General features: G+C 70.2%; 15 protein-coding genes and 1 other RNA gene. 8 read left to right on the forward strand and 8 right to left on the reverse strand.

Annotated elements, in window-relative coordinates:
* Positions 1-124 precede the first annotated feature (124 nt).
* Together AC4GY7_RS10255 and AC4GY7_RS10260 are read left to right on the forward strand one after the other, a co-directional pair.
* On the forward strand, positions 125-1,084 hold the full coding sequence (locus AC4GY7_RS10255; RefSeq protein WP_491113500.1) for a threonine ammonia-lyase: 960 nt from the start codon (positions 125-127) through the stop codon (positions 1,082-1,084).
* A gap of 211 nt (positions 1,085-1,295) precedes the next feature.
* Positions 1,296-1,475, forward strand: coding sequence for a hypothetical protein (locus AC4GY7_RS10260; RefSeq protein WP_491113502.1), 180 nt, complete (start codon positions 1,296-1,298; stop codon positions 1,473-1,475).
* A gap of 40 nt (positions 1,476-1,515) precedes the next feature.
* On the opposite strand, the gene AC4GY7_RS10265 is transcribed toward AC4GY7_RS10260, so the two are convergent.
* Together AC4GY7_RS10265 and AC4GY7_RS10270 are read right to left on the reverse strand one after the other, a co-directional pair.
* A complete protein-coding gene (locus AC4GY7_RS10265) occupies positions 1,516-2,700 on the reverse strand; it encodes a hypothetical protein (RefSeq protein WP_491113503.1) in 1,185 nt (394 codons plus the stop codon).
* Positions 2,701-2,745: 45 nt separating this feature from the next.
* A complete protein-coding gene (locus tag AC4GY7_RS10270) occupies positions 2,746-3,402 on the reverse strand; it encodes an alpha/beta hydrolase (RefSeq protein ID WP_491113505.1) in 657 nt (218 codons plus the stop codon).
* Between the two features lie 134 nt (positions 3,403-3,536).
* On the opposite strand from AC4GY7_RS10270, the gene AC4GY7_RS10275 reads away from it, so the two are divergent.
* From AC4GY7_RS10275 to ffs, 5 genes are all read left to right on the forward strand, one after another.
* Positions 3,537-4,553: a cysteine desulfurase family protein gene (locus AC4GY7_RS10275; RefSeq protein ID WP_491113759.1), complete on the forward strand. Its 1,017-nt coding sequence runs from the start codon at positions 3,537-3,539 to the stop codon at positions 4,551-4,553.
* On the forward strand, positions 4,550-5,641 hold the full coding sequence (locus AC4GY7_RS10280; RefSeq protein ID WP_491113507.1) for a cysteine desulfurase family protein: 1,092 nt from the start codon (positions 4,550-4,552) through the stop codon (positions 5,639-5,641). The genes AC4GY7_RS10275 and AC4GY7_RS10280 overlap by 4 nt, the downstream gene beginning before the upstream one ends.
* Positions 5,638-5,946, forward strand: coding sequence for a 2Fe-2S iron-sulfur cluster-binding protein (locus tag AC4GY7_RS10285; RefSeq protein ID WP_491113509.1), 309 nt, complete (start codon positions 5,638-5,640; stop codon positions 5,944-5,946). Before AC4GY7_RS10280 ends, AC4GY7_RS10285 begins: the two co-directional genes overlap by 4 nt.
* 113 nt (positions 5,947-6,059) lie before the next feature.
* Positions 6,060-6,377, forward strand: coding sequence for a hypothetical protein (locus tag AC4GY7_RS10290; protein ID WP_491113511.1), 318 nt, complete (start codon positions 6,060-6,062; stop codon positions 6,375-6,377).
* A gap of 46 nt (positions 6,378-6,423) precedes the next feature.
* An RNA gene (gene ffs / locus AC4GY7_RS10295) (signal recognition particle sRNA small type) lies at positions 6,424-6,517 on the forward strand.
* A gap of 470 nt (positions 6,518-6,987) precedes the next feature.
* Here the strand turns inward: ffs and AC4GY7_RS10300 are convergent.
* From AC4GY7_RS10300 to AC4GY7_RS10310, 3 genes are all read right to left on the reverse strand, one after another.
* A complete protein-coding gene (locus AC4GY7_RS10300; protein WP_491113513.1) occupies positions 6,988-7,677 on the reverse strand; it encodes a 2OG-Fe(II) oxygenase in 690 nt (229 codons plus the stop codon).
* Positions 7,678-7,746: 69 nt separating this feature from the next.
* Complete coding sequence (locus AC4GY7_RS10305; protein WP_491113515.1) at positions 7,747-8,712, reverse strand: RcnB family protein; 966 nt, start codon at positions 8,710-8,712, stop codon at positions 7,747-7,749.
* Between the two features lie 97 nt (positions 8,713-8,809).
* Entirely contained in the window at positions 8,810-9,379 is a 570-nt protein-coding gene (locus AC4GY7_RS10310) for a (2Fe-2S)-binding protein (protein ID WP_491113517.1), read from the reverse strand.
* A 108-nt stretch (positions 9,380-9,487) separates the two neighbouring features.
* Between AC4GY7_RS10310 and AC4GY7_RS10315 the strand changes: the two genes are divergently transcribed.
* Positions 9,488-10,801: a sugar MFS transporter gene (locus AC4GY7_RS10315; protein ID WP_491113519.1), complete on the forward strand. Its 1,314-nt coding sequence runs from the start codon at positions 9,488-9,490 to the stop codon at positions 10,799-10,801.
* Here AC4GY7_RS10315 and AC4GY7_RS10320 read toward each other — a convergent pair.
* The 3 genes from AC4GY7_RS10320 to AC4GY7_RS10330 form a co-directional block, all read right to left on the reverse strand.
* Positions 10,759-11,910 (reverse strand): CaiB/BaiF CoA transferase family protein, encoded by a 1,152-nt coding sequence (locus AC4GY7_RS10320; RefSeq protein WP_491113521.1) that lies wholly within the window; start codon positions 11,908-11,910, stop codon positions 10,759-10,761. The two genes, AC4GY7_RS10315 and AC4GY7_RS10320, sit on opposite strands and share 43 nt — an antisense overlap.
* Before the next feature lie 105 nt (positions 11,911-12,015).
* Positions 12,016-13,164 carry a CaiB/BaiF CoA transferase family protein gene (locus tag AC4GY7_RS10325; protein ID WP_491113523.1) on the reverse strand — a complete coding sequence of 383 codons (1,149 nt, stop codon included), beginning with the start codon at positions 13,162-13,164 and terminating at the stop codon, positions 12,016-12,018.
* Complete coding sequence (locus AC4GY7_RS10330; protein ID WP_491113761.1) at positions 13,161-14,345, reverse strand: acyl-CoA dehydrogenase; 1,185 nt, start codon at positions 14,343-14,345, stop codon at positions 13,161-13,163. Before AC4GY7_RS10330 ends, AC4GY7_RS10325 begins: the two co-directional genes overlap by 4 nt.
* Between the last annotated feature and the right edge of the window lie 38 nt (positions 14,346-14,383).

A 14,383-nucleotide genomic window follows, 5' to 3' on the forward strand; every position in this document is an offset into this window, starting at 1 on the left:
ATTGCCTTGCGGCATACGGTGACAAAAGCTGCCTTGCGGTTGGAAGTCCCATGGGGCAGCGGAGGCGCGATCTATGGTCGTCCGACCCCCATGTAAAGTGGGTTAGCGCACGAAAGGATGAAAAGTGACGATTCTGCGACAACCGACACGCGCAGGCGTGCGCGACGCCGCCGAGAAGATCGCGCGCATCCTGCCGCCGACGCCGCTTTATGTGTCGGCGATCAAAGGGGTGGAGGTCGTCTTCAAGGCTGAATCGCTGCAGCCGATCGGCGCGTTCAAGATCCGCGGCGCGTGGCATCGGCTGACCGCGCTGGACGAGGAATCGCGGCGCCGCGGGGTGGTCGCCTTCTCGTCCGGCAATCACGCGCAGGGGATCGCCTGGGCGGCGAGGAGACTCGGGCTTCCGGCGACGATCGTGATGCCGGCGGATGCGCCGCGCGCCAAGCTGGAGGGGACGCTGGCGCTGGGGGCCGAGGTGGTCCGCTACGACCGGGCGACGGAGAGCCGGGAGCAGATCGCGGCGCGCCTGGCCGAGGCGCGCGGCGCGACGCTGGTGCCGAGCTTCGATGATCCCTGGATCATCGAGGGGCAGGGGAGTGCGGGGCTGGAGGCGGAGGCGCAGATGCTGGCGCTCGGCCTGCCGGCACCGGCGCGGGTCGTCGTGCCGTGCGGCGGCGGCGGGCTGGCGGCGGGAATCGCCCTCGGGCTGAAGGACGCGGCGATCACCGTCGTCGAGCCGGAGGGCTGGGACGACATGCGCCGCAGCCTGGAAGCCTCGTGGATCGAGCCGGTCGGTGACAATCCGCCGCCGACCGCCTGCGATGCGTTGCAGACGCAGCGCGTATCGCCGCTCACCTTCGACGTGCTGGCTAGACGCGATGCCACCGGCGTTGCGGTGAGCGAGGCGGAGACGGCGGCGGCGCAGCGCTGGGCGGCCGAACACCTGCGGCTGGTGGTGGAGCCGGGCGGCGCGGTGGCGCTGGCGGCGGTGCTGGCGGGCAAGGTGGCGGTGGAGCCGGGGCTGCTCGTCATCCTGTCTGGCGGCAATGTCGATATCGAGGCCTATGCGCGCGCGATCGCGTGACCGGCAACGCCGCGAAAGGTCACAAAAGTCACGCCCAGACGGGTCCCGTCACCGGTCGGCGGCGGCTGGGGGAGCGGGCCTTCCGAGCGGCGGACGTGTCATGTGCCATGCCCGGCGGGAATAGGACAGCGCCGCGTGGGCGGTGCGGAGAATCCCTTGCCGACGCGGGGCTTGGCTCGACATTCGGGCCGGGCCGCTCCAACATCGCATCATGCAAGGCCCCCTCGGATCGATCGCCAGTGCCGCCCCCGCCATCGCGATGCTCGGCTGCTTCGCCTGCCTGATCGGCGGCGGTGCGCTGATCGCGCGTGGGGGCGACCGGAAGAAAGCCGTTCTGCTGCTGGTGATGGCGGCGGTGCTGCTGGGGAATGTGCTGATCTGGCAGATGTAGGGTGGCATGAGCGGCAGTTCCCGCACCCTCCCTCCACCCGTCAGGGAAGCGTCAGCAGTGCGGTTGCGGCGGATTTGGGGTCGAAGCGTTCCAGCAGCGACGCCCTGATCGCGGCCCGCGTGCGCGGAACGCGGCCGGCGAATAGCGCGCGCCCGTTGGCGGTGACGCGGACCGGGCGGTCGAGATCGACCAGATGGTCCGACAGGCGCAGCGTCAGCCCGGCGGGCACGTTGCCGGTGAGGGCGATCGTCTGGCCGGTGACGGTCGCGTCGATCCTGTCGCCAGCCCTGGCCGCCGCCGCATCGGGGATTTGCAGCCAGTAGAAGCGGTCGTGCGGCACGTCGTCCTGCACCCAGACGATGCGTTTGGGCCAGGGATCGCGGGTGAAGGTCGCCATCCACGGCACCGCCTCCGCATCGCGGTGGTTCATCCAGTGCGGCAACCCTTCGTAGATGCGCGACATATGGACGTAGCCGGCCGGATCGGCGGCGTGCAGCCGGTCGAGGTCCGCGGTCTTTTCCGCAGCGAGCCTGTTGCGATCATAGGCGCTGTCCGCCCCGCCCATGAAGATCGCGAACGGCAGGTTGCGCAGCGGCAGCAGCGAGGCATCGCCGGGATGGCCGGCCATCATCGCCGCCGCGGCGAACCGATCGGCCATGCGCGGCGCCAGCTGCCACACGCCGTCGCCACCCGCCGAATAGCCCATCAGGTAGACGCGGTCCGGATCGACGCCGTTCACCGCCACCTCGGCATCGATCAGTCGCTGGAGCAGCGGATCGATATGGCTCTCATGCCACAGGTTCCAGGTGTTGGTCGGCGCGCGCGGCGCCAGGTACAGCCCCTCGGCTGGCCGATAGAGGCGGATCTGGTTATGCCATTGCTGTTCGTTGACCGCCGGTTCGGCATTGCCGCCGCCGTGCAGCGAGATCCACAGGCTGTGGCCGCTCCTGGGCGCGGTGCCATATTCACGGTCGCCCCATTTCATCGTCTTGTCGCCGATCGTCAGCGTCTTGGCGGCGATCGCCGGGCCGTATTCCGCCACGATCGCCCGCCGCCGCTCGGCGGTGAGCGCGACCAGCGCCTGCGCTGCGGCAGCCTTGCTCAGTGGGCGTGCGTCCGTGGGCTGCGACGCTCCGTCGCGCGCCCAGCCGGTTGCGGGCAGCGAGGTGAGGCACAGGGCGAGAGTAAGGGGGGCCAGGGCGAGCGGGGCGATGCGGCGGAGCATATTGGTACCATACCAATACGCCACCGCCTGTCCATCGGTCCGCCGTCAGCGGATCGGCGAGTTCGGGTCCAGCCGCATGTCGAGGTAGCGGTCCACCGACTGCATCAGTTCGGGCGTCTCGTTCTCGAAGAAGTGGTTCGCCTTGGGAATGGTGTCGTGGTGGATGGTGATGTGCTTCTGCGTGCGCAGCTTGTCGACGAGCTTCTGCGTCGCGCCCGGCGTCGCCACCTCGTCCGCCTCGCCCTGGATGATGATGCCCGAGGAGGGGCAGGGGGCGAGGAAGCTGAAATCGTACATGTTGGCCGGCGGCGCGATCGAGATGAAGCCGCGGATTTCCGGCCGGCGCATCAGCAGCTGCATGCCGATCCACGCGCCAAAGCTGACGCCCGCGATCCAGGTGGTCGATGCCTCCGGGTGGAAGCTTTGCACCCAGTCGAGCGCGCTCGCCGCATCGCTCAATTCGCCGACGCCGTTGTCGAACGTCCCCTGGCTCTTGCCGACGCCGCGGAAGTTGAAGCGCAGCGTCGCGAAGCCGCGGCGCTGGAAGGTCTTGTAGAGCTCCTGCACCAGCCGGTTGTTCATGGTGCCGCCGGCCGACGGGTGCGGATGGAGGATCATCGCGACCGGCGCGCGGGGGCGGGGAGCGGGGGCGAAACGCCCTTCGAGACGGCCTTCGGGGCCGGGAAAGATGACTTCGGGCATGGGTCTCGCCACGGAATGAGGAGGCGCCGGTGGAGCGCAGAATGTTGCGCGCTATATAGGACGGAGCCTCGCTCACGCAATTGGAACGAATCCTGGCCAACCGCATCTATCTGGATCACGCCGCGACGACGCCGATGACCGACGCCGCGCGCGCCGCGATGGCGCGCGGCCAGGCGCTGTGGGCCAATCCCTCGTCGCCGCATGCCGAGGGGCGCGCGGCGCGGGCGGCGCTGGAGGAGGCGCGGCGCGCCATCGCCGCGGCCCATGGCTGGCGGGGCGAGACGATCCTGACCAGCGGCGCGAGCGAGGCGCTGGCCATCGCGCTCGGCCGCACCACGCTGGCGCGCCGGCTGGTGACCGCGGTCGAGCATGATGCGGTGCTGCGCGCGGCACCGGGCGCCGAGGTGGTGCCGGTCGGCACCGACGGACTGGTCGATCCGGCCGCGGTTGCCCGGGCGATGCCGGACGGACCGGCGCTCCTCTGCGTGCAATGGGCGAACAGCGAAACCGGTGTGCGCCAGCCGCTGGCGACGATCGCGGAGGTGGTACGCGCCGCGGGCGGCCGGCTGCTGGTCGATGCGGCGCAGATGCCCGCGTCGGCGGAACTGGCGGAATATGCCGACATGGTCGCGCTGTCGGCGCACAAGCGCGGCGGGCCGCCGGGCGTCGGCGCGCTGCTGGTGCGCGATCTCGGCCTGCTCCATCCCAGCGGCGGGCAGGAGCGTGGCTATCGGCCGGGGACCGAAAACCTGCCGGGCGCGCTCGGCTATGCCGCGGCACTGGCCGAGCCGGAGCCCGACCACGCCCGCCTTCGCGCGCGGCTCGACGATGCGATCCGGCGTTCGGGCGGGGAGATCGTCGCCGAAGACGGCCCGCGCCATCCGGCGATCGGATCCTACCGCCTGCGCGGCACCGCCGCGGCGGCGCAACTGATCCTGCTCGACAGCGCCGGTTTCGCCGTGTCGGCGGGCAGCGCCTGTTCGAGCGGCAGCATGAAGCCGAGCCACGTCCTTGCCGCGATGGGCTGGGACGAGGGGGCGGGTCGCGAGGTGATCCGGGTGAGCTTCGGCCGCACCACCGGCGAGGCAGAGGTCGACGCCTTCATCGCCGCATGGCGGGCGATGGCGAAGCAGGTGCGGCGCGCGGCATGATCTACCTCGATTACCAGGCGACGACGCCGCTCGCGCCGCAAGCGCTGGCGGCGATGCTGCCCTGGCTCGAATCGCAGCATGCCAATCCGCATTCCGCGCACCGCCCCGGCCGGGCGGCGAGGGCGGCGGTGGAGGTCGCGCGCGCGGCGGTGCTGGGCCTTGGCCCCGCCGCCGACGGAACGCTCGCCTTCACCAGCGGTGCGACCGAGGCGCTCAACTGGGCGATCAAGGGGACCAGCGGGCCGATCGTCACGCTCGCCACGGAGCATGCCGCGGTGCTGGACACCGTGGCGGCGGAGGCGGCGCGCGGCCGTGCGGTGACGGTGCTGCCGGTCGGGCCGGACGGGCTGGTCGATCTCGATCGCGCTGCCGAGGCGATCCGGCCGGGCACCGGCCTGGTCGCGGCGATGCTGGTCAACAACGAGATCGGCGTGATCCAGCCGATCGCGGCGCTGGCGAAGCTGGCCCATGATGCCGGTGCGCTGATGCTGTGCGACGCGGTGCAGGGCTATGGCCGGATCGCGGTGCCGCCGGCCTGCGACCTGATCGCGGTGTCGGCGCACAAGCTGCACGGGCCGAAGGGGATCGGGGCGCTGTGGATCCGCAAGGGCGTCGCCCTCTCACCACTGATCCACGGCGGCGGGCAGGAGGCGGCGGGACGATCCGGCACGCTGTCGCCGGCCTTGTGCGCGGGCTTCGGGGCGGCGGCGCAGGCGATGGGGGAAGCGCGGGATGCGGACCAGCGGCATGTCGACCGGCTGTGGGCTATGGCATCGGCCATGCTGGCCGGCTGGACGATCAACGGTGCGGTGGAGCGGCGCTATCGCGGCAACCTCAACGCGCAGCGCGATGGCCTGGATGTCGCGCGCCTGATGTCGGAATGCCGCGATGTCGCCTTTTCGGCCGGCTCCGCCTGCGCCAGCGGATCGGGCCGGTCGAGCCACGTGCTGCGCGCGATCGGGCTGTCCGAGGCGCAGGCGCGATCGAGCATCCGGATCGGCTTCGGTCGCTACACGACGGAGGCGGAACTGCGCGACGGTCTGGCGGCGATCACCGCCGCGGCGGCGCGGCAGGGGCTGGCGGCGTGATCCGCGTGCGCTTCGTCGCTGCGGATGGATCGGTGCGCGAGGCATCGGGCGTGGAGGGCGCGCGGCTGCTCGACGTGGCGCAGGCGGCGGGTCAGCCGCTGGAGGGGACGTGCGATGGCGATATGGCCTGCGCGACCTGCCATGTCGTCGTCGCCGCGGAGGATTTTGCGCGCCTCCCCCCGGCCCGCGAGGAGGAGGAGGACCTGCTCGACCTGGTACCGGCCGCGTCGCGGACCAGCCGGCTCGCCTGCCAGATCCGGCTGACGGCGTCGCTCGACGGGCTGAGCGTGCGCGTGCCCGGCTGAGCGATGGGTTCGCGATCCTGACATTTCCACAACCGGGGGTTCAGCACGGGTGCATGGCGGGGGCGTCATGTGTGGCGGCATGCCCGATGACGGGCGTGTGAGGAGTAGGATCGATGAAGCTCATCGCAATGTTCGGTGCCGTGGCGCTGGCCGCCGGCACGGTGGTCGCCGCCACACCGGCCGACGCGCAACGCTGGGGCGACCGCGGCGGCTGGGATCGCCATCACGATCGCGGTCACGGCTGGGATCGCGGTCGCGGCTGGGATCGTGGGCGCGGCTGGGATCGTGGGCGTGGCTGGGATCGCGGCCGGGGCTGGGACCGCGGGCGTGGCTATGGCTATGGACGGGGCTATGGCCGCAGCCGTGTGGTCTGCCGGATCGTGCGCGGCTATTACGGGCCGGAGCGGCGCTGTTTCCGCGCCTATCGCTGATGCACTAAAGGCTTGATCCCGTCGCCCGACCCCGCCATAGGACGCGCGGGAGTCGGGCGGACGTGGTCGTCGCCAACCCGGTCAGGTCCGGAAGGAAGCAGCCGCAACGATTTCGCCGCGGGTCGTCCCGGCTCCCACCGCAGCATGAGCGGGCTCATGCTGCGCGGCCGGCTGCGCCCGGCGCAGTCCGACGTCACGGCTTTGCCGGGACGCTTCCACAGCATCGTCACGGCCATGCGGCACCGGAATTTCGCGTGCGGCGCCGGAAGAGCGTTGGGCCGCGGACGTGACGCGTGTGGAGAGCGGCCCTTCGACAAGCTCAGGGCGAACGGGGGGGGGCGATGCAATTATCCTGGTCAGGCGCCGGAACAGCGTTGAGCCGCGGGCGTAACGCGTGTGGAGAGCGGCCCTTCGACAAGCTCAGGGCGAACGGGGGGGTGGATCGGCCGGATGCAATTATCCTCGTCGGGCGTCGGAAGCGCGTGAAGCTGCTGACGTAACGCGTGTGGAGGGCGTCCCTTCGACGGGCTCAGGGCAAACGGGGGGATCGGCCTGATGGGCTGGCCTCGGTAGCCGCCCTTCGGTCCCGCGCCTTATCCGTGCATGCCGGTCACTGGATCCAGGGCCGTTCGCGGAACCATTTGGTGACGATGTATTTCGTGCCCTCCACCACATCCATGCCTTCGTGCAGGGTCAGCGTGTTGGGCGTGCCGTCCGGGTTCATGTTGTTCCAGGCGAGCAGCAGCCCGCGCCGGGGCGCCACCTTGAAGCCGGCCTGCGGGAACCAGGTCGCGCCGCCCTCGGGTACGTCGTTGAGGTAGATCATCGTCGTCCAGGTGCGCTGGCCGCCGGCCTCGCTGACCTTTTGCCAATAGCTTTCCGATGCGTGGAAATAATCGTGGTGCGCGCGGAAATGCTGGCCGGGGGCGTAGCGCTGGCCCTGCATCGTCTCGCCATGTTCGGGAGGCAGGCCGAGCAGCGCGGCGATCGATTCGTCGATCGGCTGCACCTGCGGCGCGTAGCGATCCATATCGCAGCTGTCGCTGGTGCGGAAATCGGGGTCGGCCCGATCCGACAGCAGCGACGAGGGACGCCGCCGCGCGTCGATCATCGCGACCAGCATGTCGCATTGCGCGGCATCCAGGAAGTCGAGGTGATAATAGACCTGGATACCGGCGACGCCGGCATTGGAGACGGCCGGATTGGCATCGAGGCGGCGAGCGACCTCCAGCCCCATCTGCTGGAGCGGGGCGGCGGCGGCGGCGGGTGCTTTCCTGCGGGAGAACATGGCGACGATCATGGCGCTGCGCCGGGATGCAGACAAGGGGGCCGGCGTAACCACCGGCCCCTGTGTCGTTTCGTGGCCGAATCAGTCGAAGATGTCGTAGACCACGTCCACCACCACGCCGCTGCGGATGTCGACGAGCAGCGCATCGTCGTAATAGCGCACCCAGCGGTAGGGGCCATAAGCCTCCGGCAGGCGATAGGCGAAGGGATCGTCGATCCAGTAGTTCTGGCTGAACAGGATCGACGACAGCGACACGCCGACCGAGAAGCGGCGATAGCCATAGTCCCAGCCCGACGGCGCGTAATAGCGGGGCAGGCGATAGGCGCCGCGATTCTCCATCCGATAATGCGTCCAGTCGTAGCGCCGGTCGTTGCGCCAGCCACGGTTCCAGGTGCCGCCAAAGCGCGTTTCCCGACCGCGGTCATTCCAGCCGCGCCCGTCCCAGCCCCGGTCGTTGCGGTCGCGATCATTCCAGCCCCGGCCATCGCTGCCGCGGTCAGCGCGCCATTGCCGCGGATCTGCCTGCCGCCGGTCGCCGTTCCAGCCGCCGCCGTCCCGGCCACGGCCGTCGGCGCGCGGATCACGCGTTCCGTTGCGCCAGCCGGGGGCGGCGTTGCCGTCGGGGGTGCCGAAGGCCGGGCGGCGCCCGTCGGCACCCGGCTGCGGCCGGTCGCCGCGGTTCCAGCGGCCGTCACCGCGGTCCACCGGGCTGCGCTCGCCCGGCTGGCGCTCGCCACCGCGCCATTGCGGACGGTCGCCGCCGCTGTTCTGCTGGCGCCAGTCGACGCGGGCGGGGCGCTCGCCTGCCGCCGGCGGCTGGGCTGGCGGGCGATCGAGCTGGCCCTCGCTGCGGCTGCGCCATTGCGGCCGTTCGTTGCGGACCTGCGCGTCCGGCCCGACCTCCGCGGCGCGCTGCGGACGGCCGCCGCGCTCGCCCCATTCGCGATTCGGGCGCTCGCCGCGTTCGCGCCCCTCCTGCGCCTGTGCCTGCGCGGCGATCGGCATCAGCATCGATGCCGCCAGCAGCGCCCGTATCATGCTCCTCATGACGCCTGTGTCCTCAAACCCTGCCGGCGCACGAGCCGGCCCCGATGATGACGCCGGGTATAGCCGCGCCTGCGTGTGCGCAGGTTAAATGGGTTCGTCAGCGTTCCGACAGCTTGTCGGGACGGTCGCGCTGCGGCGGCACCAGGGCGGGGACGACGCGGGCGGCATCGGCGGGGTCGATGCCGGGGCGCGCCGCCGCGGGGATCGTCTCTTCGCCGCGGCTGGCGCGGCCGGCCTGCTGGATTGCCTCCACCAGCCGCGGATAGATGCCGCAGCGGCACAGGTTGCGGATCGCGGCGCCGATCTCGTCCTCGCTGGGGTCGGGCCGCCGCTTGAGCAGCACCGATGCCGCCATGATGATGCCGGGGATGCAGAAGCCGCACTGCGGCACGTTGGCGGCGATGAAGGCGAGTTGCAGCGGATGGTTGCGTTCGCGCGACAGCCCCTCGATCGTGGTGACATAGGTCCCCTCGACCGAGCCGATCGGCACCTGGCAGGCCAGCACCGCCCGCCCGTCGACATCCACCGTGCAGGCGCCGCAATGGCCGGTGCCGCAGCCGTATTTGGTGCCGGTGAGGTTGGAGGCGTCGCGCAGCGCCCACAGCAGGGGCGTGGCGGGATCGAGCCGGTATTCGACCGGCTGGTTGTTGACCGTGAGGCGCGACATGACAGCCGCTCTAGCCGAGCGGAGGGCAGGCGATCCAGATGCTTGCCAGCCGCGGGGGGCGACGCCTATGCCCGGCGCACTCGTTTATTGCCAAAAGGCTGCCCTTCCATGGCCATGCATGTCGATACCACGTCTTCCAGCGCGGCCGCCGCCTCCGGCGATGCGCAGCACGGCTATGATGCGCCCGACCTGCGCGTCTTCGTGATCGCGCTGTTCTTCATCTTCGGCGGGATCACCAGCCTCAACGATATCATCATCCCCAAGCTGAAGGAGCTGTTCACGCTCGACCATGCGACGTCGATGCTGGTGCAGTCCGCGTTCTTCCTCGCCTATGCGCTGTTCTCGCTGCCCGCGGCGGCGATCGTGCGGCGGGCGGGCTATATGCGGACCGCCTCGATCGGCCTCGTCACGATGATGGTCGGCTGCCTGCTGTTCATCCCGGCGGCGCAGAGCGCCACCTTCGCCATGTTCCTGGTCGCGCTGTTCGTGCTGGGGGCGGGGATCACCATCGTGCAGGTGGTGGCCAATCCGCTGATCTCGCTGCTCGGCAAGCCCGAGACGGCGTCGAGCCGGCTGACCTTCGCGCAGGCCTTCAACTCGCTCGGCACAACGATCTTCCCGCGCGTCGGCTCGTCGCTGATCCTCGGCAGCCTTGCCAGCGTCAGTGCGGCATCGCTGACCGGTGCGGCGCTCGTCTCGTACCGGCAGGAGGCGGCGCAGGCGATCGTGCACACCTACCTGGGCCTCGCCGTCGCGCTGCTGGTCATCGCCGCGGTGGTGTGGACGCGGCGCAACCGGCTGAAGGAAGAGCAGGATCATACCGGCAGCATCTTCCACGCCTTTACCCTGCTGAAGCGGCCGCGCTTCGCGATGGGGACGGCCTGCATCTTCCTCTACGTCGGTGCGGAAGTGGCGATCGGATCGGTGATCGTGCTGTACCTGATGCAGGCATCGGTGTTCGGCATCGGCGATCAGGCGGCGGGCAATTACGTGCCCTATTATTGGGGCGGTGCGCTGGTCGGCCGCTTCATCGGTTCCTACGTGCTCACCCGCATCGCGCCGGGCAAGGTGCTGGCGGCGGTGGCGACCGGTGCGATCGCGCTGATCCTCGTTTCGGCGAACACCACCGGCGCGGTGGCGGGCTATACGCTGCTGGCGATCGGGCTGATGAATTCGATCATGTTCCCGACCATCTTCACCCTCGCCAGCGAGGGGCTGGGCAAGCGCGCGGCGGAGGGATCGGGCGTCATCGCCACCGCCATCGTCGGCGGCGCGATCATCCCGCCGCTGACCGGCATGATCGCCGACGTGACCGGATCGATGCAGTTTTCGCTGCTGCTGCCGGCGATCTGCTACGCGCTGATCCTGAGCTATGGCCTCTACGCGCGCCGTCCGGCACCCGAGGTCGAGCGCGCCGCCTGAAGCGCGGCGATCTCTGCGGCGGAAAAGCCGAGGTCGGCGAGCACCACCGCATCGTCACGCCGGGTGGCGAGTGCCGGCGGCACCGTGCCGCTCGACGAGTAGCGCGGCGCGGGGAGGGGCTGGGCGACGCCGTCCACCACCTCCAGCGTGCCGCGTGCGCGATTGTGCGGATCGGCGAGCGCTTCGTCGGGGGCGAGCACCGGCGTCACGCATGCCTGCGTGCCGGCGAACGCCACCGCCCAGTCGTCGCGCGAGCGGGTGAGGAACAGCGCCGTCAGCTCCCCTCGCATCGCCGGCCACGCTGAGGGATCGAACTGCCGGTCCCACAGGGGCGCATCCAGCGCCAGCACGCGGCGCAGCGCCGCATAGAAGGCGGGCTCGATCGCACCGACGGCGATCCAGCGGCCGTCGGCGGTGGCGTAGGTGTCGTAGAAGGGGGCGCCGCCATCGAGCAGGTTGGTGCCGCGTGCGTCGCTCCACCGACCCATGCTGCGGAAGCCCCAGATCATGCTCATCAGCAATGCCGACCCGTCGGTCATCGCGGCATCGACGACCTGACCGGTGCCGGTACGCTGCGCGTGGAGCAGCGCGGCCAGCATGCCGAAGGCGAGCAGCATGCCGCCGCCGCCGAAGTCGCCGACCATGTTGATCGGCGGTGTCGGCTTGCCGCCTGCCGGACCGAAGGCGTGGAGCGTGCCCGACAGGGCGATATAGTTGATGTCGTGACCCGGCGCCTGGGCGAGCGGTCCGTCCTGCCCCCAGCCGGTCATGCGGCCATAGACGAGGCGCGGATTGTCGCCGAGCAGCACGTCGGGGCCGAGCCCCAGCCGCTCCATCACGCCGGGGCGGAAGCCTTCGATCAGGCCGTCGGCACCGGCCGCGATCCGCCTGACCGCGGCAACGCCCGCGGCGGTCTTGAGGTCGAGCGCCACGGAGCGGCGCGAGCGGAGCAACGGGTCCTTCGCGGGGTCACTGAAACCGGGCTCTACGCCGCGATCGATGCGGATCACCTCCGCACCATGATCGGCGAGCATCATGCCGCAGAATGGCCCCGGTCCGATCCCCGCCATCTCGACGATGCGCAGGCCTGCGAGCGGCGGTGGCGCCATGTGTCTCTCCTTTTCGGGAGAGGCTAGGCCCGGTGTCGAAGGAGCACAACAAATGTTATGCCCCGTTGTCCCTCGGCATGGACGGAGGGAAAAGGGTCAGCCCGCCTAGCCCGATCCCAGCCGCGGGGCCGGCCGGCCGGTCGCGAGTTCCGCATCCGAAAAGCGGATCGGCGTGCGCAAGCCGCGGATCGGGCCGCCGTCCAGCACCATGCCGCGCGCCAGCACCTGCGGATCGGCCAGCGCCTGCTCGACCGTGTTGATCGGGCCGGCCGGCACGCCCGCCGCCTCCAGCCGGGCGAGCAGGTCGTCCCGCGCGAAGGTGCGCGTCGCCGCGGTGATCGCTGCGAACAGCGGCTCGCGATGCTCCAGCCGCAGCGCATTGCTGGCGTAGCGGGGATCGCCCGCGTCCAGGCCGACGACGCCGCAGAAGCGGCGAAACTGGCCATCGTTGCCGACCGCGAGGATGAACCATCCGTCCGCCGTCTCGAACACGGCATAGGGGCAGACGTTGAGGTGCGCGTTGCCGACCCGTGCCGGCGAGACGCCGCTGGCGAAGTAATTGGCGGCCTGGTTGGCGAGTACGCCGGTCATCGTGTCGAGCAGCGCCATGTCGATATGCTGGCCGCGCCCGGTGCGTGCGCGCATCGCCAGTGCCGCCTGGATCGCGATCACGGCGTAAAGCCCGGTGGTGATGTCGGCCATGGCGACGCCGATCTTCTGCGGCGCGCCGGTGGGCTCGCCGGTCAAGTCCATCATGCCGCTCATCCCCTGCACGATGAAGTCGTAGCCGGCGCGGGGGGCATAGGGGCCATCCTGCCCGAACCCGGTGATCGAGCAATAGACCAGCGCCGGATTGAGCGCGGAGAGGCTGGCGTAATCGAGGCCGTAGCGGGCGAGGCCGCCGACCTTGAAATTCTCGATCAGCACGTCCGCCTCCGCGGCGAGGTCGCGGATGCGCTGCTGGCCCTGGGGGGTGGCGAAGTCGACGACGATCGAGGTCTTGCCGCGGTTGCAGGCGTGGAAATAGGCCGCATCGCGCGTGCCGTCGCCATTGTCGACGAAGGGCGGCCCCCATGTGCGGGTGTCGTCGCCGGCGGGGGATTCCACCTTGGTGACCTCCGCACCGAGGTCGGCGAGCACCTGTCCCGCCCATGGCCCGGCGAGGATACGGGCGAGTTCGAGGACCTTGAGGCCGGCGAGGGGGGTGTTCTTAAGCCCCTTCCCTGAAGGGGAGGGGCTTTCGGTTGTACTCAAAACGCCGCGATCCCGGTGATCGCGCGGCCGAGGATCAGCGCGTGGACGTCATGCGCGCCTTCATAGGTGTTGACCGTTTCGAGGTTCATGACGTGGCGCATCACCTGATATTCGCCCGAGATGCCGTTGCCGCCGTGCATGTCGCGGGCGTGGCGGGCGATATCAAGCGCCTTGCCGACGTTGTTGCGCTTGACGATCGACACCATCTCCGGCGCGAAGCGGCCTTCGTCCATCAGGCGGCCGACGCGCAGCGAGGCTTGCAGGCCGAGCGCGATCTCCGTCTCCATATCGGCGAGCTTCTTCTGGAACAGCTGCCGCCCGGCGAGCGGCGTGCCGAACTGCTTGCGGTCGAGCCCGTATTGCCGCGCGGCGTGGAAGCAGAACTCGGCGGCGCCCAGCGCGCCCCAGCTGATCCCGTAGCGGGCGCGATTGAGGCAGCCGAACGGACCCTTCAGCCCCTCGACATCGGGCAGCAGCGCGTCCTCGCCGACCTCGACATCCTCCATCACGATCATGCCGGTGATCGAGGCGCGCAGGGACAGCTTGCCCTCGATCTTCGGCGCGGACAGGCCGGACACGCCCTTGTTGAGCACGAAGCCGCGGATCGCGCCGCCATGCGCATCGCTCTTCGCCCACACCACGAACACGTCGGCGATGGGGGCGTTCGAGATCCACGTCTTGGTACCCGACAGCACATAGCCGCCGTCCACCTTGCGCGCCCGCGTCGTCATGCCGCCGGGGTCGGAGCCGGCATCGGGTTCGGTGAGGCCGAAACAGCCGATCCATTCGCCGCTGGCGAGTTTGGGGAGGAAGGTGCGCTTCTGCGCCTCCGATCCGAAGGCGTAGATCGGGTACATGACCAGGCTCGACTGCACGCTCATCATCGAGCGATAGCCGGAATCGATCCGCTCCACCTCGCGCGCGACCAGGCCATAGGCGACATAGCTTGCGCCGACGCCGCCATATTCCTCCGGCACCGTCGGGCCGAGCAGGCCGAGTTCGCCCATCTCGCGGAAGATCGCGGGATCGGTATGTTCGTGCTGGAACGCCTCGACGATCCGCGGTGCCAGCCGATCCTCGGCATAGCTGCGCGCCGTGTCGCGGATCATCTGCTCGTCCTCGCTCAACTGCTCGTCGAGCAGGAACGGGTCCGCCCAGTCGAACTTGCCCATGCCGGCCATCATCCGTCTCCTTTTGAAGGCGCGGTACGGGAGGATGG

The organism is Sphingomonas sp. SP5 (assembly GCF_058313455.1).